21 protein-coding genes are annotated in these 21,476 nt (G+C 62.2%); 7 read left to right on the top strand and 14 right to left on the bottom strand.

The window, feature by feature from the left end; all coding sequences use genetic code 11:
- Positions 1-135 precede the first annotated feature (135 nt).
- Genes rbsK through NKI15_RS25120 form a run of 3 tightly spaced genes read right to left on the bottom strand, consistent with a single transcriptional unit; the run spans position 136 to position 2,617 of the window.
- Positions 136-1,065 (bottom strand): ribokinase, encoded by a 930-nt coding sequence (gene rbsK / locus NKI15_RS25130; RefSeq protein ID WP_352515023.1) that lies wholly within the window; start codon positions 1,063-1,065, stop codon positions 136-138.
- Between the two features lie 4 nt (positions 1,066-1,069).
- Entirely contained in the window at positions 1,070-1,522 is a 453-nt protein-coding gene (locus tag NKI15_RS25125) for an RbsD/FucU family protein (RefSeq protein ID WP_352515022.1), read from the bottom strand.
- Positions 1,523-1,564: 42 nt separating this feature from the next.
- Positions 1,565-2,617 (bottom strand): ABC transporter ATP-binding protein, encoded by a 1,053-nt coding sequence (locus NKI15_RS25120; RefSeq protein WP_352515021.1) that lies wholly within the window; start codon positions 2,615-2,617, stop codon positions 1,565-1,567.
- Positions 2,618-2,890: 273 nt separating this feature from the next.
- On the opposite strand from NKI15_RS25120, the gene NKI15_RS25115 reads away from it, so the two are divergent.
- The 3 genes from NKI15_RS25115 (at position 2,891) to NKI15_RS25105 (ending at position 6,696) form a co-directional block, all read left to right on the top strand.
- On the top strand, positions 2,891-4,555 hold the full coding sequence (locus NKI15_RS25115) for an ABC transporter substrate-binding protein (RefSeq protein ID WP_023669429.1): 1,665 nt from the start codon (positions 2,891-2,893) through the stop codon (positions 4,553-4,555).
- A 98-nt stretch (positions 4,556-4,653) separates the two neighbouring features.
- Positions 4,654-5,769 (top strand): carbohydrate ABC transporter permease, encoded by a 1,116-nt coding sequence (locus NKI15_RS25110; RefSeq protein WP_023689462.1) that lies wholly within the window; start codon positions 4,654-4,656, stop codon positions 5,767-5,769.
- Positions 5,770-5,778: 9 nt separating this feature from the next.
- Positions 5,779-6,696: a carbohydrate ABC transporter permease gene (locus tag NKI15_RS25105; RefSeq protein WP_023669427.1), complete on the top strand. Its 918-nt coding sequence runs from the start codon at positions 5,779-5,781 to the stop codon at positions 6,694-6,696.
- Between the two features lie 112 nt (positions 6,697-6,808).
- On the opposite strand, the gene NKI15_RS25100 is transcribed toward NKI15_RS25105, so the two are convergent.
- Positions 6,809-7,552 carry a creatininase family protein gene (locus NKI15_RS25100; protein ID WP_352515020.1) on the bottom strand — a complete coding sequence of 248 codons (744 nt, stop codon included), beginning with the start codon at positions 7,550-7,552 and terminating at the stop codon, positions 6,809-6,811.
- 3 nt (positions 7,553-7,555) lie between these two features.
- Positions 7,556-8,122 (bottom strand): SIS domain-containing protein, encoded by a 567-nt coding sequence (locus NKI15_RS25095; RefSeq protein ID WP_023821099.1) that lies wholly within the window; start codon positions 8,120-8,122, stop codon positions 7,556-7,558.
- A gap of 183 nt (positions 8,123-8,305) precedes the next feature.
- On the opposite strand from NKI15_RS25095, the gene NKI15_RS25090 reads away from it, so the two are divergent.
- Positions 8,306-9,328 (top strand): aldo/keto reductase, encoded by a 1,023-nt coding sequence (locus NKI15_RS25090; protein WP_352515019.1) that lies wholly within the window; start codon positions 8,306-8,308, stop codon positions 9,326-9,328.
- A gap of 91 nt (positions 9,329-9,419) precedes the next feature.
- On the opposite strand, the gene NKI15_RS25085 is transcribed toward NKI15_RS25090, so the two are convergent.
- The 4 genes from NKI15_RS25085 to clpP all read right to left on the bottom strand — a co-directional run bounded on the left by NKI15_RS25085 (position 9,420) and on the right by clpP (position 14,774).
- On the bottom strand, positions 9,420-9,692 hold the full coding sequence (locus tag NKI15_RS25085) for an HU family DNA-binding protein (RefSeq protein ID WP_023669423.1): 273 nt from the start codon (positions 9,690-9,692) through the stop codon (positions 9,420-9,422).
- Positions 9,693-9,888: 196 nt separating this feature from the next.
- Positions 9,889-12,300 carry an endopeptidase La gene (lon, locus tag NKI15_RS25080; RefSeq protein WP_023682304.1) on the bottom strand — a complete coding sequence of 804 codons (2,412 nt, stop codon included), beginning with the start codon at positions 12,298-12,300 and terminating at the stop codon, positions 9,889-9,891.
- A gap of 274 nt (positions 12,301-12,574) precedes the next feature.
- The gene (gene clpX / locus NKI15_RS25075; protein WP_023682305.1) at positions 12,575-13,849 is read right to left on the bottom strand and encodes an ATP-dependent Clp protease ATP-binding subunit ClpX; all 1,275 of its coding nucleotides are present in this window, start codon (positions 13,847-13,849) and stop codon (positions 12,575-12,577) included.
- A gap of 295 nt (positions 13,850-14,144) precedes the next feature.
- A complete protein-coding gene (gene clpP, locus NKI15_RS25070) occupies positions 14,145-14,774 on the bottom strand; it encodes an ATP-dependent Clp endopeptidase proteolytic subunit ClpP (RefSeq protein WP_023682306.1) in 630 nt (209 codons plus the stop codon).
- Positions 14,775-15,084: 310 nt separating this feature from the next.
- Here clpP and NKI15_RS25065 point away from each other — a divergent pair, with 310 nt between their 5' ends.
- From NKI15_RS25065 to NKI15_RS25055, 3 genes are all read left to right on the top strand, one after another.
- Entirely contained in the window at positions 15,085-15,675 is a 591-nt protein-coding gene (locus NKI15_RS25065; protein ID WP_023705035.1) for a hypothetical protein, read from the top strand.
- A 107-nt stretch (positions 15,676-15,782) separates the two neighbouring features.
- The gene (locus NKI15_RS25060; RefSeq protein WP_023708655.1) at positions 15,783-17,030 is read left to right on the top strand and encodes a cytochrome P450; all 1,248 of its coding nucleotides are present in this window, start codon (positions 15,783-15,785) and stop codon (positions 17,028-17,030) included.
- A gap of 18 nt (positions 17,031-17,048) precedes the next feature.
- On the top strand, positions 17,049-17,765 hold the full coding sequence (locus tag NKI15_RS25055; protein ID WP_023705037.1) for a transporter substrate-binding domain-containing protein: 717 nt from the start codon (positions 17,049-17,051) through the stop codon (positions 17,763-17,765).
- Between the two features lie 20 nt (positions 17,766-17,785).
- On the opposite strand, the gene NKI15_RS25050 is transcribed toward NKI15_RS25055, so the two are convergent.
- The 5 genes from NKI15_RS25050 to NKI15_RS25030 form a co-directional block, all read right to left on the bottom strand.
- Positions 17,786-18,112, bottom strand: coding sequence for a cupin domain-containing protein (locus NKI15_RS25050; RefSeq protein WP_444849045.1), 327 nt, complete (start codon positions 18,110-18,112; stop codon positions 17,786-17,788).
- 180 nt (positions 18,113-18,292) lie between these two features.
- Positions 18,293-19,573: an O-acetylhomoserine aminocarboxypropyltransferase gene (locus NKI15_RS25045; protein WP_023708656.1), complete on the bottom strand. Its 1,281-nt coding sequence runs from the start codon at positions 19,571-19,573 to the stop codon at positions 18,293-18,295.
- A gap of 167 nt (positions 19,574-19,740) precedes the next feature.
- Positions 19,741-20,262, bottom strand: coding sequence for a CoA-binding protein (locus NKI15_RS25040; protein WP_023669414.1), 522 nt, complete (start codon positions 20,260-20,262; stop codon positions 19,741-19,743).
- Complete coding sequence (locus NKI15_RS25035; RefSeq protein WP_023693294.1) at positions 20,259-21,035, bottom strand: AAA family ATPase; 777 nt, start codon at positions 21,033-21,035, stop codon at positions 20,259-20,261. Before NKI15_RS25035 ends, NKI15_RS25040 begins: the two co-directional genes overlap by 4 nt.
- An 8-nt stretch (positions 21,036-21,043) precedes the next feature.
- A complete protein-coding gene (locus NKI15_RS25030) occupies positions 21,044-21,466 on the bottom strand; it encodes a VOC family protein (protein WP_023693293.1) in 423 nt (140 codons plus the stop codon).
- Positions 21,467-21,476 lie beyond the last annotated feature (10 nt).

Here is a 21,476-nt window from a genome sequence, read left to right as displayed (position 1 = left end):
AGGTCGCGGGTTCGAGCCCCGTCACTCGCGCCATTTCTCCTCAGGAGAAATGTGACATAATCGTCTAAAATCATGGTCTTGCATGTGGAAATTCAGATCCGGTCGGATCTGAATTCGGTCTCTCCCGCAACGACGTCACCCCTTGGCCAGCAGCGCCTCGACCTCCTGCAGCCTCGGCATGGATGGCGCAGTACCCGGCCTTGTCACCGAAATGCCGGCGACGGCGCAGGCGAAGCGGACGGCTTGCAGCGGCTCCACGCCTTTGGCGAGTGCGGCGGCCAGGCCGCCATTGAAGGCATCGCCCGCACCGGTAGTTTCGACCACTGCGCCGGCATTGACCACCGGGACATGGTCGGACCGAGCGGCCGTGTGCAGCAGCGCGCCTTTTTCGCCGAGCGTGATGATGACCGAGCCGACGCCTTTTTTGAGCAGGCTGTCGGCGGCGCTGCGAGCGTCTTCGATCGAAGAAACCTTGATGCCGGTCAGTTCCTCGGCCTCGGTTTCGTTGGGGGTCACATAGTCGCACAGCGTGTAGATGCGGTCCGGCAGCTTGGCCGCCGGCGCCGGATTGAGAATGGTGGTCACCCCTGCCCCGCGCGCGATCTCGAGTGCGCGCAGTGCCGCGTCGATCGGCTGTTCGAGCTGGGTGACGAAGACGCCGGCTCCACGGATCAGGCCGGCATTGGCCTCGATGTCTTCAGACGAGATCAGCATCGCCGCACCCGGGCTGACGATGATGGCGTTGTTGCCGGTCGTCTCCTCGATGAAGATATAGGCCGCGCCGGTATAGCTTTGCGGCGTGTCGATGACGGCGGATTTCACGCCCGCCTCTGCCCAGGTCGCCTTGGCCATGTCGGCGAAAGCATCGACGCCAAGCCGGGTCAGGAAGGTGACGTCCGCGCCGAGCTTGCCTGCCGCCACCGCCTGGTTCGAGCCCTTGCCGCCCGGTCCCAGCTTGAAGGAATTACCAAGAATGGTTTCACCCATGCGCGGCTGTCGATCGGCGCGGTAGGCGGTGTCGGCGACGAAAACGCCCAGAACGACGACAGGTTTGCCCGACGCCATGGCCCTACTCGGCGTCCGGCGGCACGACGCCCTTGCGAAAGGCGAAGCAGCCATAGAAGCGGCGCTCGCCGGTCTGGATGACGCAATAGGCTTTCTTGGCGCGCTCGTAGAAGGCATAGCGCTCGACCGAGATCATCGGCCAGGCCTTGCCTTCCGCCTTGTCGATCTCCTTCTGCACCTCTTTTTGCACCGGCGGGATCTCGTCCGGCTTGCCGACGATCTCCATGCGCGCGGCCGCATCGTCGACGAAAGTGTCCAGCGGATAGAGCGACAGCACCGCCTTGGCCACATCGGCCGCCGAGGCGTCGATGTGCAGCAGCTTGCCGAGCACGGTCTGCTTTGCCACCGAATCGGCGGGGAAATTGGTGTCGGCGATGACCAGATCGTCGCCGTGTCCCATTGCCCTGAGCGCCTGGAGCACATCGGCATTGAGCAATGGGTTGATCCCTTTGAGCATGGCAGTCCTCGTCAAACAGGTTTGGTCAAAGTCGATTGGAAATCAGAGCCGGTTGCCGGTCTCGGCGTCGAAGAGATGGACCTGGTCGAGGCGCGGCTTGAGATTGAGCGTGTCGCCGGGCTTGAAGTCGTGGCGCTCGCGAAACAGCGCCACCATCTCGCCCTCGCCGAAACGCACGAAGACCAGCGTTTCGGAACCGGTCGGCTCGACCACCGAGATCTTTGCCGGCACGCCGTCGGCATGGATTTCGAGATGCTCGGGCCGCACGCCATAGACCACGGCCTGGCCCTCCTTGGCGGCGCTGCCGGCCGCGATCGGGAACAGCGTGCCCGCTATCTTGACCTTGTCGCCCTTGCGCACCACGCCCTTGAGCAGGTTCATCGACGGCGAGCCGATGAAGCCGGCGACAAACAGATTGGCCGGCCGGTCGAACAATTCCAATGGCGCGCCGACCTGCTCGATACGACCGTCGCGCATGACCACGATCTTGTCGGCCATGGTCATGGCTTCGATCTGGTCGTGGGTGACGTAGATGGTGGTGGTCTTCAGCCGCTGGTGCAGTTCCTTGATCTCGGTGCGCATCTGCACGCGCAGCTTGGCGTCGAGATTGGAGAGCGGCTCATCGAACAGGAAGACCTGCGGGTTGCGCACGATGGCGCGGCCCATGGCGACGCGCTGGCGCTGGCCGCCGGAGAGCTGGCGCGGATAGCGTTTCAGGTACGGATTGAGGTCGAGAATGTCGGCGGCGCGCTTGACCCGCTCGGCGACCACGGCCGGATCGGTCTTGCGCAGCTTCAGCGCAAACGCCATGTTCTGCTCCACCGTCTTGTGCGGATAGAGCGCGTAGTTCTGGAACACCATGGCGATGTCGCGCTTGGCCGGCGGCAGATTGTTGACGATGCGCTCGCCAATGGCGATCGTGCCGCCGGACACGGTCTCCAGCCCGGCCACCATCCTGAGCAGCGTGGACTTGCCGCAGCCCGACGGGCCGACCAGCACCACGAACTGGCCATCGGCGATATCGACGCTGACCTCGTGCAGGACCTTGACGGTTCCGAACGCCTTGGCCACATTGCTGATCGCGACTTGAGCCATCGTCCCCCCTTTTCTCGCGGTGAAGCTAGCCATTGCCAACGGCAAGGGCAAGTCGGTATGTTATCGATAAAAAGCCATTCGTGTTGACAAGGTAATCGATTACGCAAATATTGGCTGTTGCCAATCCGGCAGTCGGATTTTTATCCGAAAATCGGAGCTCCAGGCGACGCAGGGTGGGGTCCCACGTCCCCGTATGATAAAGGAGAACCGCCGACGTTTCGGCGTCGGAGGGGTTGGCATTTTAATTCACGACTGTTGTTCTGGGAGGAATAGATGAGAGTCGGTCTGTACGAAAAACTCGTCCGCGCGGGTGCCACCCGGCGTGACATACTCAAAGGCGCGGCCTCGATGGCCGCGATCGCCGCCGCATCGGGTGCTGGGCTCGGCGCTTTCACCCGCCCGGCTGAAGCCGCCAGCGAGCTACGCTCCAAAATTCTGCAGATCCCCGGCGTCGGCAAGGGTCAGCCGACGGATGCCGATTTCCAGAAGGTCGGCGAACTCTGCCTGGAAGCCACCAAGGCCAACGTCAAGGAAGGCGAATTCGCCGGCGTCGAGCTCACCTTCATGGGCCTCAACAACCAGAACCTGCACAATGTGCTGTTCCGCGGCTTCCTGAAGCCGTGGGAGGCCTATACCGGCGCCAAGATCAGCTGGATCGACCTGGCGCAGGCCGACTACAATGCCCGCCTGCAGCAGTCGATCGCCACCGGCACCGTCGACTTCGACATCATCGAGATGGGCGCGCCCTTCGAAGGCGATGTCTGCGGCAAGGGCCTGACGTCCGAGATGCCCGACTGGGTCAAAGAGCAGATCGACATGAAGGATGTCGTGGCCTATCTGCAGCCGCCGGTCGGCACCTGGGACGGCAAGCAGTACCGGATCACCGTCGATGGCGATGCGCACAACTTCAATTACCGCACCGACGTTTTTGCCGATGCCGACCTCGCCAAGGCGTGGAAGGACGGCGGCGCGGCCACCGAATGGGGTGTGCCGAAGACCTGGCAGGAAGTCCAGGCCGTCACAAAATTCCTCAAGGGCAAGAAGTTCAAGGACCAGGACGTCTTCGGCTATCTCGATGCGCCCAAGGCCTGGGGCGGTTTCGGCTTCTACTTCCTCGGCAGCCGCGCCACCGCCTATGCCAAGCATCCCGACGACAAGGCCTGGCTGTTCGATGCCGACACGATGAAGCCGCGCATCAACAATCCGGCCTGGGTGCGCGCCATCCAGGACGTCATCGACGCGCTGCCGTCGGAGCCCGCCGACCAGATCAACGCCGACCCGAACACGACAGCCTTCCAGCAGTTCCTGGCCGGCACCGGTTCGATGGTCACCTGGTGGGGCGACGTCGGCTCCAACGTCAAGACCAATGATAGCTCGGTCATCGGCGACGTCACCGGCTTCTCGATCCTGCCGGGGTCCGACGACGTCTACAATGCCAAGACCGGCGCTTGGGACAAACTCGCCAGCGGCCCGAACTATGCGCCGAACTGCGCCTATCTCGGCTGGGGCGTCTACGTCATGGCCCGCGTCGATACTGACGAAAAGAAGAAAAAAGCGGCATGGTCGGCCGCCGCTCATCTCGGCGGCAAGGACCTGTCAATCTGGACGGCGATGTATCCGTCCGGCTTCCAGCCCTACCGCAACTCGCATTTCGACATTCCCGAATGGGTGGCGGCAGGCTACGACGAGGCGTTCATCACCTCGTATCTGAAGTCGGAAGCCGACAGCTACAACCATCCGAACGCGGCGATCGAGCCACGCATCCCCGGCATCTTCCAGTACTATTCGGCTGCCGAGGACATTCTGGCCAACACATTCGCCGGCAAGATGAAGGCGCAGGAAGGCGCCGACGCCATTGCCGCGGCCTGGGAGAAGCTGACCGACCAGATCGGCCGCGAAAACCAGATCAAGCTCTACAAGGCCTCGCTCGGCGTGTAGGCTGATCCTATCGTGACAACACGTCCGGCGGTGCAAGCCGCCGGACCTGACCGGCTCGGGCCGGTCGCAGGCTTGATTTTTTAAACGGACGGGGACGCGTGGCTGACCAGACCACCAATGCATGGCCGGCCAACGCCGGCCCAGCCGATCTGATCTCGCCGGCCCGCAAGCGGGCGGGTTTTGCCCTGATGGCGGCCGCCACGCTTGGCCTGCTGGCGGTGATCGCGTTTGAGATCCTCTACAAGAACGAGATCACCACGCTCGGCTTCGAGACCTGGCGTCCCATCGTCTATGCCTATGTTCTGTGGGGGGTGGCGCTCGGCATCGGCCAGGTGCTGACGCGCGGCGAGGACGGCCAGCGCGCGCTGTTCCTGCTGCCGGCGCTGCTGTTCACCATCGCCATGGTGATCTTCCCGACGCTGTTCGGCTTCTATATCGCGCTGACCGACTGGAACCTGTCGTCCTTTTCCGGCCGCAAGTTCAACGGGCTCGACAATTTCTGGCAGATGCTGGCCGATCCCTACTACCGCAACGCGCTGTTCAACATGGTGCTTTATGTGCTCGCCGTGCTGGTCGAATATGTCATCGCTTTCGGCCTGGCGCTGCTGCTCAACGCGCAGATCCGGGCGCGCAAATTCTTCCGAGTCGTCTTCCTGATGCCGCTGATGCTGTCGCCGGTCGCGGTATCCTGGATGATCGGCAAATCGCTGATGGAATACCGTTTCGGGCCGGCGGCGACGCTGGCGCGCCATCTCGGCTGGGAAAACCCCGCCTTCTTCTCCAACCCGATCACCGCCCGCATCTCGATCATGGTGCTCGACGCCTGGACCTTCATCCCGTTCATGATGATCATGCTGCTTGCCGGCTTGCAGGCGATGTCGCGCGACGTGCTGGAAGCGGCGCGCGTCGATGGCGCCACGCCCTGGCAGACTTTCTGGCAGGTCACCTTCCCGCTGATGCTGCCGGTGTCGGTCACGGCGGTGATCCTGCGCATCATCTTCAAGCTGAAGCTTGCCGACATCATCATTACCGTCACCTCCGGCGGCCCCGGCGGCGCCACGGATTCAGTGTCGAGCTTCATCTACCGCGAATACCGCGACCGTTCGAATGTCGGCTACGGCACCATGCTGGCGATGGCCTATCTCGTCATCATCGTCGTGTTCGTGACCTGGCTGTTGAAATTCGCCAATCGCTTCGTGCGCAACGTGAACTGACGAGGCACAATGAGCGTCCAGACCACCGACTATGCTGCCTCGGAAATCCGCTCACCGCTGGGTTTTCTGGCCAATCGCATCTTCATCTATGGCGCGCTGGCGTTCTGGGCCTTCATCTGCCTGTTCCCGATCTACTGGACCATCACCACCTCGTTCAAGACCGCGGTCGACGTCACGCAAGGACACCTCATCCCGTTCGTCGACTTCCAGCCGGACTGGAAGGGCTGGCGCTCGCTCGGCCTGTCGCCGGATTCGATCTTCCAGACCTCGACGGTGCGGGAGGAGTTTTTCAAGCGCTTCATGAATTCGGTCATCACCTCGGTCGGTGCGTCGAGCCTCGCCATCGTCATTGGCAGCCTCGCCGCCTATGGGCTGACCCGCTACCGCTATCAGTTCGCCTGGTTCAAGAACGAGGACATCTCCTTCTTCTTCCTGTCGCAGCTGATCCTACCGCCGGTGGTGCTGGCCCTGCCCTTCCTGGTGCTCTACCGCGAGGTCGGCCTGCTCGACACACGCATCGGCCTGATCCTGCTCTACACGCTGATGGTGCTGCCGATCGTCATCTGGATCATGCGCGACCAGTTCAACTCGATCCCGGTCGAGCTCGAGGAGGCAGCGCTGGTCGACGGCCTGTCGATCTGGGGCGCTTTTTTCCGCATCGTCATGCCGATTGCGCTGCCGGGCATGGTCGCCGCTTTCATCCTGGCGATGGTGCTGTGCTGGAACGAGTATTTTTTCGCCGCGCTGCTGACCTCGACCGACGCCAAGACCATCCCGGTCATGGTGGCGAGCCAGACCGGCTCGCAAGGCATCAACTGGTGGTCGATGGCGGCTCTTGCCACCGCCGCGATCGCACCGCTGGCGGTCATCGGGATTGCGCTTGAGCGGTATCTGATCATGGGCATGACGGCTGGGGCGGTGAAGTAGGCGAGAGGCAGCCCCCCATCGCTTCGTCATCCTAGGGCGAAGCAAGGAGCGAAGCGACGCGGCGCACACCCTAAGATAACGAAAATACGAAAGCCGCCCGACAGTCTCGTAGCTAGCGCCTCAGGATTTCCGTGAGATGATCCATGATCATCGCGACGCCCTTCTGCCCAAGCTCCGCCGAGGCGTCCTTGGCACTCGCCGTGTACCAGCTTGTATTGTCCGCAAAACGCCCGGCATCGACCGCTTCCGGACACAGCGCCAGCATCAGCGACGTCTCGCCGATGCCGGCGTGATCGAACGGATACTTCCCGTTCATGGCAGCCGACATCAGCGGGTGCACCTGCACCCAGTTGAAGAAATTCTCGCCGGCGGCGTGCCCGGCATAATAATCGGCCATCTCGTCTGAGCCCCACCAGCCCTCGCCGCGCTGCTTCTCGAGGAAGCGGAAGATCGCCTGGCGGCCGGCGGCCTTGAAGGCGAGATCGGTCGGCATGCCGGCGGCAAAGTTCTCGGTCTGGTGGTGGATGATGGCGTTGATGTTACGAAAGCCGATGCGCAGCAGGCTGTAGAACAATTCTTCGGCGAACGGCGCCAGCTGGTTGCCGCCGACCTGCACCGAGCCGTTGCCTTCGGGTGCTGCCACCACATAGCTCGCCGCACCGTAGTAGAAAGCCGGCAGGATGACGACGTCGGCCTCCTTCTCGTAGAGCTCCAGCGTCTTGACGACGGCCAGCGTGTCCATGCCGACGGCCATGTGCTCGCCGTGATATTCGAGCACGCCGAGCGGGAGAGCGACCGGCCAGTTCTCGGCGATCGCCTTGCGGATCTGGTGCGGCAGCATCAGTTCGTAGCGCATGATCTATTCCATGTTGGTGTGGCGGGCGCGCATGGCCTCGGACGACTGGCCGGTCAGCGCCTTGAGCTTCAGCACCATGACCTCGAACAGCAGGAACAGCGCCCCTTCGAAGACCGAGCCCATCGGCAGCAGCGATGTCTTTTGCGGCCCTTGGTCACGCGCCATGGTCTGCGCCGGGATCAGCAAGGTGAAGTCGGCAAGCGCGACCGCACTGCTGCCTGCCTCGGCGGTGAGCAAAAGCACGGTGGCGCCGGCCTGGCGGGCGACTTGCATCAAGGTGAGCACCGTCGTCGTCTCGCCCGGGCCGGAACTGACCAGGAAGACATCGGCTGCGCCAAGCGGTGGCGTGTTCATGTCGCCGACCACCGACACCTCAAGCCCAAGGTGATAGAGGCGCATGGCGAAACCCTTGAGCTGCAACGCTTCGCGGCCGCAGCCATAGACGCCGATCTTTTGCGCGCGGGCCAGGGTTTCGCAGGCGATGTCGATGCCGGCTTCGTCGACGCGCGCCAGTACGGCGCCCAGCTCTTGCAGGGCGGTCGAAAACATATCCGAGCCGGCATTCGCCATGAGAGTCCCATCTGTCGGGCCGGGTTTGTGGCCGGTGATTTCCGGTTGCGCGCTTTCGGAAAAGGCTTGTTTTTGTTCATGCTATCATCGGGAAAATGCCTGTCCAACGGCCATGGCGGCTTTTGCTGAGCCAGCGGCGTGATAGTGTCATGTCAGACAATCAATCCAGGAAATCAGCACGACATGAAGACACGGCATTTCGACCGCATCGGCAATGGCGGCCTCGACTTCACCGAGCTTGGCTTCGGCAGCGCGCCGCTCGGCAACCTTTACCGCGCCGTCCCCGACGCGGATGCCAACGCGACGCTGGAGGCGGCGTGGGCGACCGGCTGCCGTTACTACGACACCGCGCCGCTCTATGGCCTGGGCCTTGCCGAAACACGGCTCAATGCCTTCCTGCGCGGCAGGAAGCGCGACGATTATGTGCTGTCGAGCAAGGTCGGTCGCCTGTTGCGCGCCTGCCCGCCGGAGGAACGAACCGGCATCGGCAAGTTCTTCGACACACCGACGCGCAAGGAGGTCTACGACTACAGCTATGACGGCGTCATGCGCTCGTTCGAGGCGTCGCTGGAACGGCTTGGCGTCGACCGCATCGACATCCTTTTCGTCCATGACCTCGACATCTTCACCCATGGCAGCAAGGAGGCGTCAGACCAGCGCATCGAGGAATTCATGGCCTCGGGCTACAACGGACTGGTTGCGCTGCGCGACCAGGGCGTGATCAAGGCCTTCGGCGGCGGCATCAACGAATGGGAGGTTTGCCAGACGCTGGCGGAGCGTGGCGACTTCGACCTGTTCCTGCTGGCCGGGCGCTACACGCTGCTGGAACAGGAAGCGCTTGCCACCTTCCTGCCGCTCTGTGAGCAACGCGGCATCGGCATCGTTCTCGGCGGTCCTTACAATTCCGGCATCCTGGCGACCGGGCCGAAGCCAGGCGCCTATTACAATTACTCCGAGGCGCCAAGGGACATCATGGATCGCGTCAGGCGCATCGAGGCCGTCTGCGAGCGCCATGGCGTCAGGCTGATCGAGGCGGCGCTGCAGTTTCCGCTGCTGCACCCTTCCGTGGTGTCGGTCATCCCCGGCGGCCAGCGGCCGAGCGAAGTCGAAAGCAACCGCGCCCTGCTCGATGCCAAGCTGCCCGCGGCGCTGTGGGCGGACCTCAAGCAGGAAGGCCTGATGCGCGCGGATGCGCCGGTGGGCTGAAGGCGCGCCTCAGCGGGCTGACGGCTTGCCGCGATCGAGGCAAAAGAAAAGCCGGGCGAACCCGGCTTTCCAACATTCTCTGAAAAAATTTTTAGTTGACCGCGTCCTTGAGGCCTTTGCCGGCCGAGAACTTCGGCACGGTACGCGCCGGAATCTTCACTTCCGCGCCAGTCTGCGGGTTGCGGCCAGTCGATGCCGCACGCTTGGAGACGGTGAAATTTCCGAAGCCGACGAGCCGTACATCGCCGCCCTTCTTCAGTTCGCCAGTGATGACGGAGAACACCGCCTCAACCGCCGACTGTGCGTCACCCTTCGAAATGCTCGCGGATTCAGCGACAGCCGAAACCAGTTCGTTCTTGTTCATAAAAATTCCCTTCCATGAGAAAACCGGAACTTTCGACTCATCCGGCAGGAGAGGGACTTTAGAAAGAAGCGCTCGCAAACCCAAGTCAAAAAGCCGGAAATAAGTTGAAAAAAGCCCGGAAAAGGTGGGTTTTTCACATGAAAAAGCCGGGCTCAAGGCCCGGCTCTCTCTTTGTGCACTGCAACTTTAGTAGTTTCTAATGTGCAAGCGACTTTCCAGCATCGTCAACGGTATCGGTGGAAGCCGGCGGATTGACCGGCTCGACCCACTCGATCGGCTCCGGCATGCGCACCAGCGCGTGCCTCAGAACCTCGCCGACACGTGAGACCGGAATGATCTCCATACCGTTCTTCACATTGTCCGGAATCTCCGCCAGATCCTTGGCATTGTCTTCCGGGATCAGCACCTTCTTGATGCCGCCGCGCAATGCGGCGAGCAGCTTCTCCTTGAGGCCGCCGATCGGCAAGATGCGGCCGCGAAGCGTTATCTCGCCAGTCATCGCCACATCGGCCCGGACCGGAATCCCCGTCATGACAGACACGATGGCTGTCGCCATGGCAGCACCTGCAGACGGACCGTCCTTCGGCGTGGCGCCTTCGGGCAAGTGGACGTGGATGTCACGCTTGTCGAACAGCGGCGGCTCGATGCCGAAATCGATGGCCCGCGAGCGGACATAAGAGGCCGCCGCCGAGATCGATTCCTTCATCACGTCGCGCAGATTGCCGGTCACCGTCATGCGGCCCTTGCCGGGCATCATGACGCCTTCGACCGTCAGCAGCTCGCCGCCGACTTCCGTCCAGGCAAGACCGGTGACGACACCGACCTGATCGTCAGCCTCGACCTGGCCGAAGCGGAAGCGCGGAACACCGAGGTAATCGGCGAGGTTCGCCGCCGTGATGCTCACCGTCTTCTTCTTCGTCTTCAGGATCTCGGTCACCGCCTTGCGCCCGAGCTTCATCAGCTCGCGCTCCAGGCTTCTGACGCCCGCTTCACGGGTGTAGGTCTGGATGATGCCGCGGATCGCGTCTTCGCCGACGGAGAATTCCTTCGGCTGCAGGGCATGGTCGCGGATCACCTTGGGCATCAGGTGACGCTTGGCGATCTCGATCTTCTCGTCCTCGGTGTAGCCGGCGATGCGGATGATCTCCATGCGGTCCATCAGGGGCGCAGGGATGTTCAGCGTGTTCGCCGTCGTCACGAACATCACGCTCGACAGGTCGTATTCGACCTCGAGGTAATGGTCCATGAACGTCGAGTTCTGCTCGGGATCGAGCACCTCGAGCAAGGCCGATGACGGATCGCCGCGGAAGTCCTGGCCCATCTTGTCGATCTCGTCGAGCAGGAAGAGCGGGTTGGACTTCTTGGCCTTCTTCATCGACTGGATGACCTTGCCGGGCATCGAACCGATATAGGTGCGGCGGTGGCCACGGATCTCGGCCTCGTCACGCACGCCGCCAAGCGCCATGCGGATGAATTCGCGGCCGGTCGCCTTGGCGATCGATTTGCCGAGCGAGGTCTTGCCGACGCCGGGAGGGCCGACGAGGCACAGGATCGGCCCCTTCAGCTTCTTCTGGCGGCTTTGCACGGCGAGATACTCGACGATGCGGTCCTTGACCTTGTCGAGGCCGAAATGATCGGTGTCGAGCACGTTCTGCGCAAACGCCAGGTCCTGCTTGACCTTGGAGTTCTTGCCCCACGGGATCGACAGGATCCAGTCGAGGTAGTTGCGCACCACGGTCGATTCCGCCGACATCGGCGACATCGTCCGCAGCTTCTTCAACTCGGCTTCCGCCTTTTCGCGGGCCTCCTTGGAGAGCTTGGTCTTCTTGATGCGCGCCTCGATCTCGGCGGCCTCGTCGCGGCCGTCCTCGCCTTCGCCGAGCTCCTTCTGGATCGCCTTCATCTGCTCGTTGAGGTAGTATTCGCGCTGCGTCTTCTCCATCTGGCGCTTGACGCGCGAGCGGATGCGCTTCTCCACCTGCAGGACGGAGATTTCGGCCTCCATGAAGCCCATCGCCTTTTCCAGCCGTTCCTTGACGGACAGCGTGGCAAGCATCTCCTGCTTCTCGGGGATCTTGATGGCGAGGTGCGAAGCAACCGTATCGGCGAGCTTGGAATAGTCGTCGATCTGGCTGGCGGCGCCCACCACTTCAGGCGAGATCTTCTTGTTCAGCTTGACGTAGTTTTCGAAGTCGGTGACGACCGAACGGGCGAGCGCCTCGACCTCGACCTCTTCCTCCTCCGGCTCGACCAGCGCCGTGGCGGTAGCTTCGTGGAAGTCCGGACGGTCGGTGAACGAGACGATCTTGGCACGCGAAGCGCCTTCGACCAGCACCTTGACGGTGCCGTCGGGCAGCTTCAGCAATTGCAGCACATTGGCGAGCGTGCCGATGTCGAAGATCGCATCGGGCTCGGGATCGTCATCGGCGGCATTCATCTGGGTGGCAAGCAGGATCTGCTTTTCCTGACCCATAACCTCTTCCAGCGCCTTGATCGACTTTTCACGCCCGACAAAGAGCGGAACGATCATGTGCGGGAACACCACGATGTCGCGCAGTGGGAGGACTGCGAAGACGCCGTCGCTGGGAGCCTTGGATATTTTGGCCATTGTCCAACCTTTCATGTCGCGGCCGCTAATCGAGCCAACCGCGAATCTCATATTAACGACCGGGGATCGTTCCGCCTACCACCGTTTGTGACGGGAGTTTTACAGCACAGAATTCGGCACCTCGGCCTTCCAGTGTTAGTTGGATGCACGGTGGGCAAAGATCAAGGGTCAACACGGTCCGTTCATCCACTCCGTTACAAGGATCGGTACCTCACCACAGCAAAACGGCGCCCCGCGGGCGCCGTTCCATAAAAAGGTTAGGCCAGATGCCAGATCAGGCGCTGACGTTGCCCTTCTTTTCCTTCTGCTCGGAATAGATGTAGAGCGGCCGGGCGCTGCCGGTCACCACTTCTTCCGAAATCACCACTTCGCGCACGCCTTCCAGGGCGGGCAGTTCGAACATGGTGTCGAGCAGGATCGCTTCCATGATCGAGCGGAGGCCACGGGCGCCGGTCTTCCGCTCGATGGCGCGCTTGGCGATCGCCGACAGCGCATTCTCATGGAAGGTCAGGTCGACACTCTCCATCTCGAACAGCCGCTGATACTGCTTGACCAGCGCGTTTTTCGGCTCGGTCAGGATCTGGATCAGCGCTGGCTCGTCGAGGTCTTCCAGCGTCGCCAGGACCGGCAGACGGCCGACAAACTCGGGGATGAGGCCGAACTTCAAGAGATCCTCGGGCTCGACCAGGCGGAACACGTCACCGGTGCGGCGATCCTCGGGCGAAGCGACGATGGCGCCGAAGCCGATGGAAGTCTTCCTGCCGCGATCCGAGATGATCTTGTCCAGCCCGGCGAAGGCGCCGCCGCAGATGAACAGGATGTTGGCGGTGTCGACCTGCAGGAACTCCTGCTGCGGATGCTTGCGGCCGCCCTGCGGCGGCACGGAGGCAACGGTGCCTTCCATGATCTTCAGAAGCGCCTGCTGCACGCCCTCGCCCGACACGTCGCGGGTGATCGATGGGTTGTCGGACTTGCGCGAGATCTTGTCGATTTCATCGATGTAGACGATGCCGCGCTGGGCGCGCTCGACATTGTAGTCGGCCGACTGCAGCAACTTCAGGATGATGTTTTCGACGTCCTCGCCGACGTAACCGGCTTCGGTCAGCGTCGTCGCGTCGGCCATGGTGAAGGGCACGTCGATGATGCGGGCCAGCGTCTGGGCAAGCAGCGTCTTGCCGCAGCCGGTCGGGCCGATCAGCAGGATGTTGGACTTCGCCAATTCGACGTCGTTGTTCTTGCCGGCATGCGCGAGGCGCTTGTAGTGGTTGTGGACAGCCACCGACAGCACGCGCTTGGCGTAGGGCTGGCCGATGACATAGTCGTCGAGAACCTTCAGGATCTCCTGCGGGGTCGGCACGCCCTCGCGCGACTTCACCATCGAGGTCTTGTTCTCCTCGCGGATGATGTCCATGCACAACTCGACGCACTCGTCGCAGATGAACACCGTTGGGCCGGCGATCAGCTTGCGCACCTCATGCTGGCTTTTGCCGCAAAACGAGCAATAAAGCGTGTTCTTCGAATCACCGCTGTTGTTGCCGACTTTGCTCATTTTCCTGTCCTTTCATGGCCGCCCGCCGATGGTCTGGCTGAAAGGGCGCATATTCTATCTATCGCGGGAATTCGCCGCCGCCAGTGTCCCGGCTCCCGCAACGCATTCCGTACGAAACACAAATCAGAAAACGTCGCAATGATTCGCGCCAACCCTGCACAAAGCTAAGCCGTCGAAAATCAACATAGCCTTAACGTAGGCAATCCCATCCACCGAGGGAACAGCCAATTGTGGCCGAAATGCCGCAAATCCCAGCAAAAGCGCGTTATCCCGCCATCCAACTGCCATGCAGCGCTTATGCCGCAGCGCCTTCGACCGGCTCGCGCGACGAAATGACCTTGTCGATGAGGCCGAAATCCTTGGCTTCGTCGGCGGTCATGAAATGGTCGCGGTCAAGCGTCTTTTCAATGTCTTCGTAGCTCTTGCCGGTGTGTTTGACGTAGACCTCGTTGAGGCGGCGCTTCAGCTTGATGATGTCCTGCGCGTGCCGCTCGATGTCGGAGGCCTGGCCCTGGAAACCGCCGGAAGGCTGGTGAACCATGATACGGGCGTTCGGCGTGGCAAAACGCATGTCCTTGTGGCCGGCGGTCAGAAGCAGCGAGCCCATCGACGCCGCCTGGCCGATGCACAGCGTCGACACTGCCGGCTTGATGAACTGCATGGTGTCGTAGATCGCCATGCCCGAGGTCACCACGCCGCCCGGCGAGTTGATGTAGAGATTGATCTCTTTCTTCGGGTTCTCGGCCTCGAGGAACAAAAGCTGTGCACAAACCAGCGTCGCCATACCGTCTTCGACCGGGCCGGTGATGAAAATGATGCGCTCTTTCAGCAGGCGCGAGAAAATGTCGTAGGCCCGCTCGCCGCGATTGGTCTGCTCGACCACCATCGGAACGAGGTTCATGTAGGTTTCGACGGGGTTCTTCATGGACTACCCTTTTTGGAGATGGGGATTCCGGCGCCGGGAAATCGGGCAGAATCGGTTCTTGATGGTTAGAATGTAAATAGGATGCCGGCTCACCCTAGCGCAAGGCCGCCTCTCCTAGCCATCTGGTTAAGTCGAATCAAGGTTTCCGCGCAAGGGAAAGTCCGAACGCGGCCAGCGGCGTTTTTGCGGTGTAGCAATTCCTTAACCGCGTCGCTTAACGAAATGCGGCGAAACCGCTTTCCCCCGGAGAACCTTCCCCTACAGTTCAACGTTGAACCTCACCTTCTCGCGTTCAAACAGGGGGAGTGCCATGATCAGGAAAACTGTTTGCCTCGCCATTTCCGGCCTTGCCGGTCTCGGCATCGTGTCCGATGCGGTTGCCGGCGGCCGGGCCGCCGAATGCTATGAGCCGGTGCACAGGCCGGCGCTCTATGACACCGTCTATGAAGACGTCATGGTCAGTCCCGGCGGGCAGCTGGTCGACTATGATCCGCCGATCTATGGCACCATGGAGCGCGTCGAGCAGATCGCGCCGCCCCGAGTCACCTATGACATCGTACCGGCGAGAACCCGCACCGTTTACCGCACGGTCCAGGTCGACGATGGCGGCTATGCCTGGGAATGGCGCGTCATCCACGGCCGCAAGGTGCTGTGCAAGGTGTGGCGCAAGGCCCGCTACGCGCGTGTGGCCGAAACGGTGGTGGTTGAACCGGAGCGCACCCGCCGGGTTGTGCTGCCGGCCGAATATGAGAGCGTCGCCCATGAAGTGCTGGTGCGGCCCGAGCGGCGGCACGTCACCCAGATAGCGCCGTCATACCAGAGGATGGCGCGCCGGGTGGTGGTGCAGGAAGGCTCGACCAGCTGGCGCCGCGTGCATATTGCCAGGCATTGCGAGGATTAGACTTCGGTACTTCGCCGAGGTCCGCCTCGGTTGGCTCAATCCATAGGGCCGTCGGGTGCCAACATCCGGTCTGGCACCAAGCCGGCAAGCCGCGGTAATGGTCTGGCATGACCACATCCATGCCGCCCTACCTCGCCTTTGATCCAGCCACGCGCCGCCTGCGGCTCGATCCGCACGAACCGGCGTTTTTCCAGAACCCCTACGACGCCTATGCCGTCCTGCATGGCGCATCGAATGCCTTCTTCTGGGAGGAATTCGGCTTCTGGTGCTTTGGCGGCTTCGACGACGTCAACCGGCTGTTGCGCGACCGCCGCTTCGGCCGCCAGAACCCGGCCGGCATTCCCGACAGCCGCGGCATCGGCGAGGATCGCTCGCATTTGGCCGCTTTCGACGGCATCGAGAGCAATTCGATGCTGGAGCTGGAGCCGCCGGTGCACACCAGGCTCAGAACCCTGGTCAACCGCGCCTTCGTCTCGCGCCAGGTCGAGCGGCTGCGGCCGCGCGTGGAGGCGCTGGCCAATGAGCTGATCGACCGTTTCGAGCCGCGCCAGGTCGATCTATTGCCCAGCTTCGCCGCACCTTTGCCGATCACCATCATTGCCGAAATGCTCGGTGTGCCGGTCGAAATGGGGCCGCAACTGCTCGACTGGTCGCACCGGATGGTGGCCATGTACATGCATGGCCGGACGCGCGAGACCGAGGAAGCGGCCAATCGCGCCGCGCGCGATTTTTCCGACTTTTTGCGCGGCTATGTCACCGAGCGGCGCAAGAAGCCTGGCGACGACCTGCTGTCGCTGCTGATCGCGGCGCAGGAGGATGGCCAGAAGCTGTCGGAAGACGAGTTGGTCTCGTCCGCCATCCTGTTGCTCAATGCCGGCCACGAGGCGACCGTCCATCAAACCGGCAACGCCGTGCGCACGCTGCTGGCGCAAGGCGGCGACCCCGGCCGTTTCTTCACCTCGCCGGAAGCAACCGCTGCGACGGTCGAGGAGTGCCTGCGCTTCGACGCGCCGCTGCACATGTTCACCCGCTACGCCTACGAGGAGGTCGAGGTGACATCCGGGGTTGTCGTACAGCCGGGCGAGACGATCGGCCTGCTGCTCGGCATGGCCAATCATGATCCGCTTGCCTTTGCCGAACCTGGCGCCTTCCGGCCCGGCCGACCAGACCAGAAGAATGTCTCGTTCGGCGCCGGTATCCATTTCTGCATCGGTGCGCCGCTGGCGCGGCTGGAGTTGCAGGTGTCGCTGAAAACCCTGTTCGAGCGGCAGCCGCAACTCCATCTTGCGGAGGAGCCGCGCTTCCGCGACACCTATCATTTCCATGGGCTGGAAAAGCTCATTGTGAGCTTGTGAGGACGGCGGAGCCGACGCATGCCCGAGAAAATGAGATTCGCCTTTCTACAGGAACCACCCTTCTGCTTTATCGACGGATCGGCACGTCTGGGCGGCAGCGATGCCCAACTGGCCACGAGGGTCTGCCTGACGCTCGGGCTGGAACTTTTGCCCATCGAGACCGAGTTTGCCGAGCTGCTGCCTGGGCTTGCCGAACATCGGTGGGACATAACCACCGGCCTGTTCATTTCCGACGGCCGCCGGAAGCTGGTCGACTTCACAAGGCCGATCTGGATGCTGGCGGATGGATTGCTGGTCGCGAAAGACAATCCCCGCGCCTTCGATGGCTATCGGTCCGTCGCCAATGATCGGACGGCGCTGATCGGCGTCATATCCGGCCAGATCCAGCACCGGACGGCCCTGCAAAACGCTATTCAGCCCGAACGGCTAAGGATATTTGCCACTCAGGCCGAAGCAGCTAACGCCGTCGCGGCCGGCGTGGTGCATGCCTATGCGAGTGTAGCGCTCGCGCATCGCGGCTATCTGAGCCGGCGACCCGACGCGCCTCTCGACGTCGTCGACGTCCCGGCAGTCGAAAAACAGCCAGCGCCCGGCGCTTTCGCTCTCGCCAAAGGCACTGCCACCCTGCTCCAGCGCATCGATTTATGTCTCAGTGATTTGCTTGGAAGTCCCTGGCACAGGGAGATGATGAGCGGATACGGCTTTTCCGACACTGACATCGATCGGCTTTTGTGAAGTCCAAGCGCGACCGAGCGTCAGAGCTTGATCACATACTCCTTGCGGGTCGTTTCAAGCACTTCCCAGCTGCCCCTGAAGCCTGGCCTGAGCACGAAGCTGTCGCCGGCGCGCACCGTGCGGGCCTCGCCACCGTCCTCGGCAACCACCGAGACGCCGGACAGGATGTGGCAGAACTCCCATTCGTCATATTCGATGCGCCATTTGCCCGGCGTCGCTTCCCAGATGCCGGCATAAAGGCGGCCATCGCGCTCCTCGACATTCCAGGTGCGGAACTTCGGATCGCCCGCAATCAGACGATCCGGCGCCGGGGCGCCATGTTCGGCGTCGACGCTGTCGGTCAATATGGCCAGGTAATGCGCGGACAGGGTTTGCCTCCAACAGATTAGTGACTAGTGAGTAGTGCAGTGAGTAGTGAGTAGTGAGTAGTGAGCGGAAAGCGCTCCCTCGAGCGGGTGGCTGATCACTAATCACTGCTAACTAGTGAATACCGACTACTACTCACTACTCACTACTCACTAAAAAAATCAAACCTTGGCCAAAGCCTGTTCCAGATCGGCGACGATGTCGTTGACATCCTCGATGCCAACCGACAGCCGGACCGTGTCCGGTCCCGCACCCGCCTTGACCTTCTGCTCGTCGGAAAGCTGGCGATGCGTGGTCGATGCCGGATGGATGACCAGCGACTTGGTGTCGCCGACATTGGCGAGGTGCGAGAACAGTTCGAGCGCCTCGACGAACTTGATGCCGGCCTCGTAGCCGCCCTTCAGGCCGAAGGTGAAGACAGCACCGGCGCCTTGCGGCGAGTATTTCTTCTGCAGCGCGTTGTTCTTGTCGCTGGGCAGGCCGGGATAGTTGACCCAGGCGACCTTGGGGTGGTTGGACAGCCAGCCGGCGACGGTGACCGCATTATCGCAATGGCGCTGCATCCTGAGCGGCAAGGTCTCCAGCCCGGTCAGGATCAGGAAGGCATTGAACGGCGAAATTGCCGGGCCGATGTCGCGCAGGCCGAGCACGCGCGCGGCGATGGCGAAGGCGAAATTGCCGAAGGTTTCGTGCAGGACAAGCCCGCCATATTCGGGGCGCGGCTCCGACAGCATCGGATATTTGCCGGATTTCGACCAGTCGAACGTGCCGCCATCGACGATGGCGCCGCCGATCGAATTGCCGTGGCCGCCGATGAACTTGGTCAGCGAATGGACGACGATGTCGGCGCCATGCTCGATCGGCCGCACCAGATAGGGCGAGGCCAGTGTGTTGTCGACGATGAGCGGCAAGCCGTGCTTGCGGGCGATGTCGCCGATCTTCTCGATGTCGACGAAGGTGCCGCCGGGATTGGCCAGGCTCTCGATGAAGATCGCCTTGGTCTTATCGTCGATCTGGCTTTCGAAAGTGGAGATGTCGTTGGTGTCGGCCCAACGCACCTCCCAGCCGAAATTCTTGAAGGCATGGCCGAACTGATTGATTGAACCACCGTAAAGCCTTGTGGCGGCGACGAAATTATCGCCAGGCCGCATGAGATTGTGGAACACGATCACCTGTGCGGCATGGCCGGAAGCAACGGCAAGTGCAGCCGTGCCGCCTTCGAGCGCCGCGATCCGCTCTTCCAGCACCGCCTGGGTCGGGTTCATGATGCGGGTGTAGATGTTGCCGAAGGCCTTCAGCCCGAACAGCGAGGCGGCATGGTCGGCATCGTCGAACACAAAGGAGGTCGTCTGGTAGATCGGCGTGGCGCGTGCGCCCGTTGCCGGGTCGGGCTTGGCGCCGGCATGGACGGCGAGCGTGTTGAAACCGGGCGTGCGGGTCATCGAAAACCTCCCTGAGCGGTAAACGTGTGAATGGTGAAATGATGAATGGTGAGCGATAAATGGTGGTCGCAAAGTCGGCCAGTCCCACCTTGATTGCAAGCCGCTCATATGCGGCTTTACCCGGCTTCCAGGAAAATCCTTCTATTCACCATTCACCATTCACTGCCTTACTTCTGGCGCACACCGAAACTCTGGAATCCCGACCGCATCAGCGGCTTCTTCGACGAAAGCACACCGGAGTTGACGCCGGTCCAGCCGATCTCGCCCGACAGCTTGCCATATTCGATCTTCGGGCAGCGGTTCATCACCACCTTGATACCGGCCGCCTCGGCACGCGCGGCCGCCTCGTCATCGCGCACGCCAAGCTGCATCCAGACGACTTTCGGCAAGGGGTCGAGCTTCAGCACCTCATCGACAATGCCGGGCACCGCTGCGGAGGCGCGAAAGATGTCGACCATGTCGACCGGTTCAGGCAGATCGGCAAGGCTGGCATAGGTCATGCGGCCGAGGATTTCCTTGCCGGCCTGCCCCGGATTGATCGGAAACACCGAAAAGCCCTTGGCCAGCAGGTATTTCAGCACGAAAAAGCTCGGCCTGACATCGTTGGCCGACGCGCCGACCATGGCGATGGTCTTCACAGAATTGAGGATGCCGCCGATGTAGGCATTGTCGTAGCTATCGTGATTCACTCGTCGGTCTCCCTCAGTGCTTCCTCCATAAAGGACTGCGGGTCCGTGCAGAAGTCGCGCATCATGCGAAAATGATCGGTATCGGTGAAATCTGTGGGGTCGAGGCCGAAGCGGCTGATGCGGAACAGCCGCGCGCCCGGACAGGCCATCAGCAGCGGCGAGTGCGTCGCCATGATCACTTGAGCCGTGCCGGACCGGTCCATGCGCCGCAGCATCTTCAGCAGCTCGATCTGCCGCGATGGCGACAGCGCGCTTTCGGGCTCGTCGAGGATGTAGATACCTTGCCGGCGGCAGCGCTCCTCGAAGAAGCGGATGAACCCTTCACCATGCGACCAGGACAGGAAATCCGGCGGCGCCCCGCCAGATTCCAGCGCCGCCTGATCGAGATAGCGGGCAACCGAGTAAAAAGATTCGGCGCGGAAGAACCAACCCGCTGTGACCTTCGGCAGCCAGTGGCCGCGCAACGTGTCGGCAAGCGCTGCACCACTCTCGTCGATGGCGCCGGAGTGGTCGACGGGCATGTAGCCCTTGCCGCCGCCGGCTTCGTCGTAACCGGCCAGCGCGCCGATCGCTTCCAGCAGCGTCGATTTGCCGGTGCCGTTTTCGCCGACAATGATGGTGATCGGCGTGGTGAATTCGAGCTCGAATTCGCGGCCGCGGAACAGAGGCAGGTTCCAGGGATACTTGTCCCAATCTTCCACGCGCTCGGGGTCAATCAGGATGCGTTTGAGATAAGGCGCCTTAAGCCGGGTCAGTTGCTTGCGATAGCCCATGCGGACGCTCAGTCCGTCAGCGAGATGGTGCCGTCATCCGCGATCGGGAAGGCCGGATTGTGTGCGACTTCCCAGACATGGCCGTCGGCATCGGCGAAATATCCATACCAGCCGCCCCAGAAGGCGCGGCCTGCCGGCTTGACGATCCTGCCGCCGGCCTTCTCGGCGGCCGCCAGCACGTCGTCGACTTCGGCATCGGAGCGGGTGTTGTAGGCGAGGTAGACCGCCGACGGTGCTGCGGCGAAGGCAATGCCTGAATCCTCCTCGGCGCTTGGCCTCGGGAACAGGCCGAGAATGGCGCCGCCCATCTGGAAGAAGGCGACGCCATCGGTGATGCCGGCGTGGCGCTTCAAGCCCATGCCTTCGTAAAAGCGCACGGCGCGCTCGAGATCGTCGGTGGCGATGGTGATGATGGAGATGCGCGGTTCCATGGATCGAAAA

The sequence above is a fragment of the Mesorhizobium sp. M0862 genome, assembly GCF_040319795.1.
Lineage (GTDB): Bacteria > Pseudomonadota > Alphaproteobacteria > Rhizobiales > Rhizobiaceae > Mesorhizobium.
The sequence above is the reverse complement of the archived record's forward strand: the minus strand, read 5'-3'. Positions and strand labels throughout refer to the sequence as shown.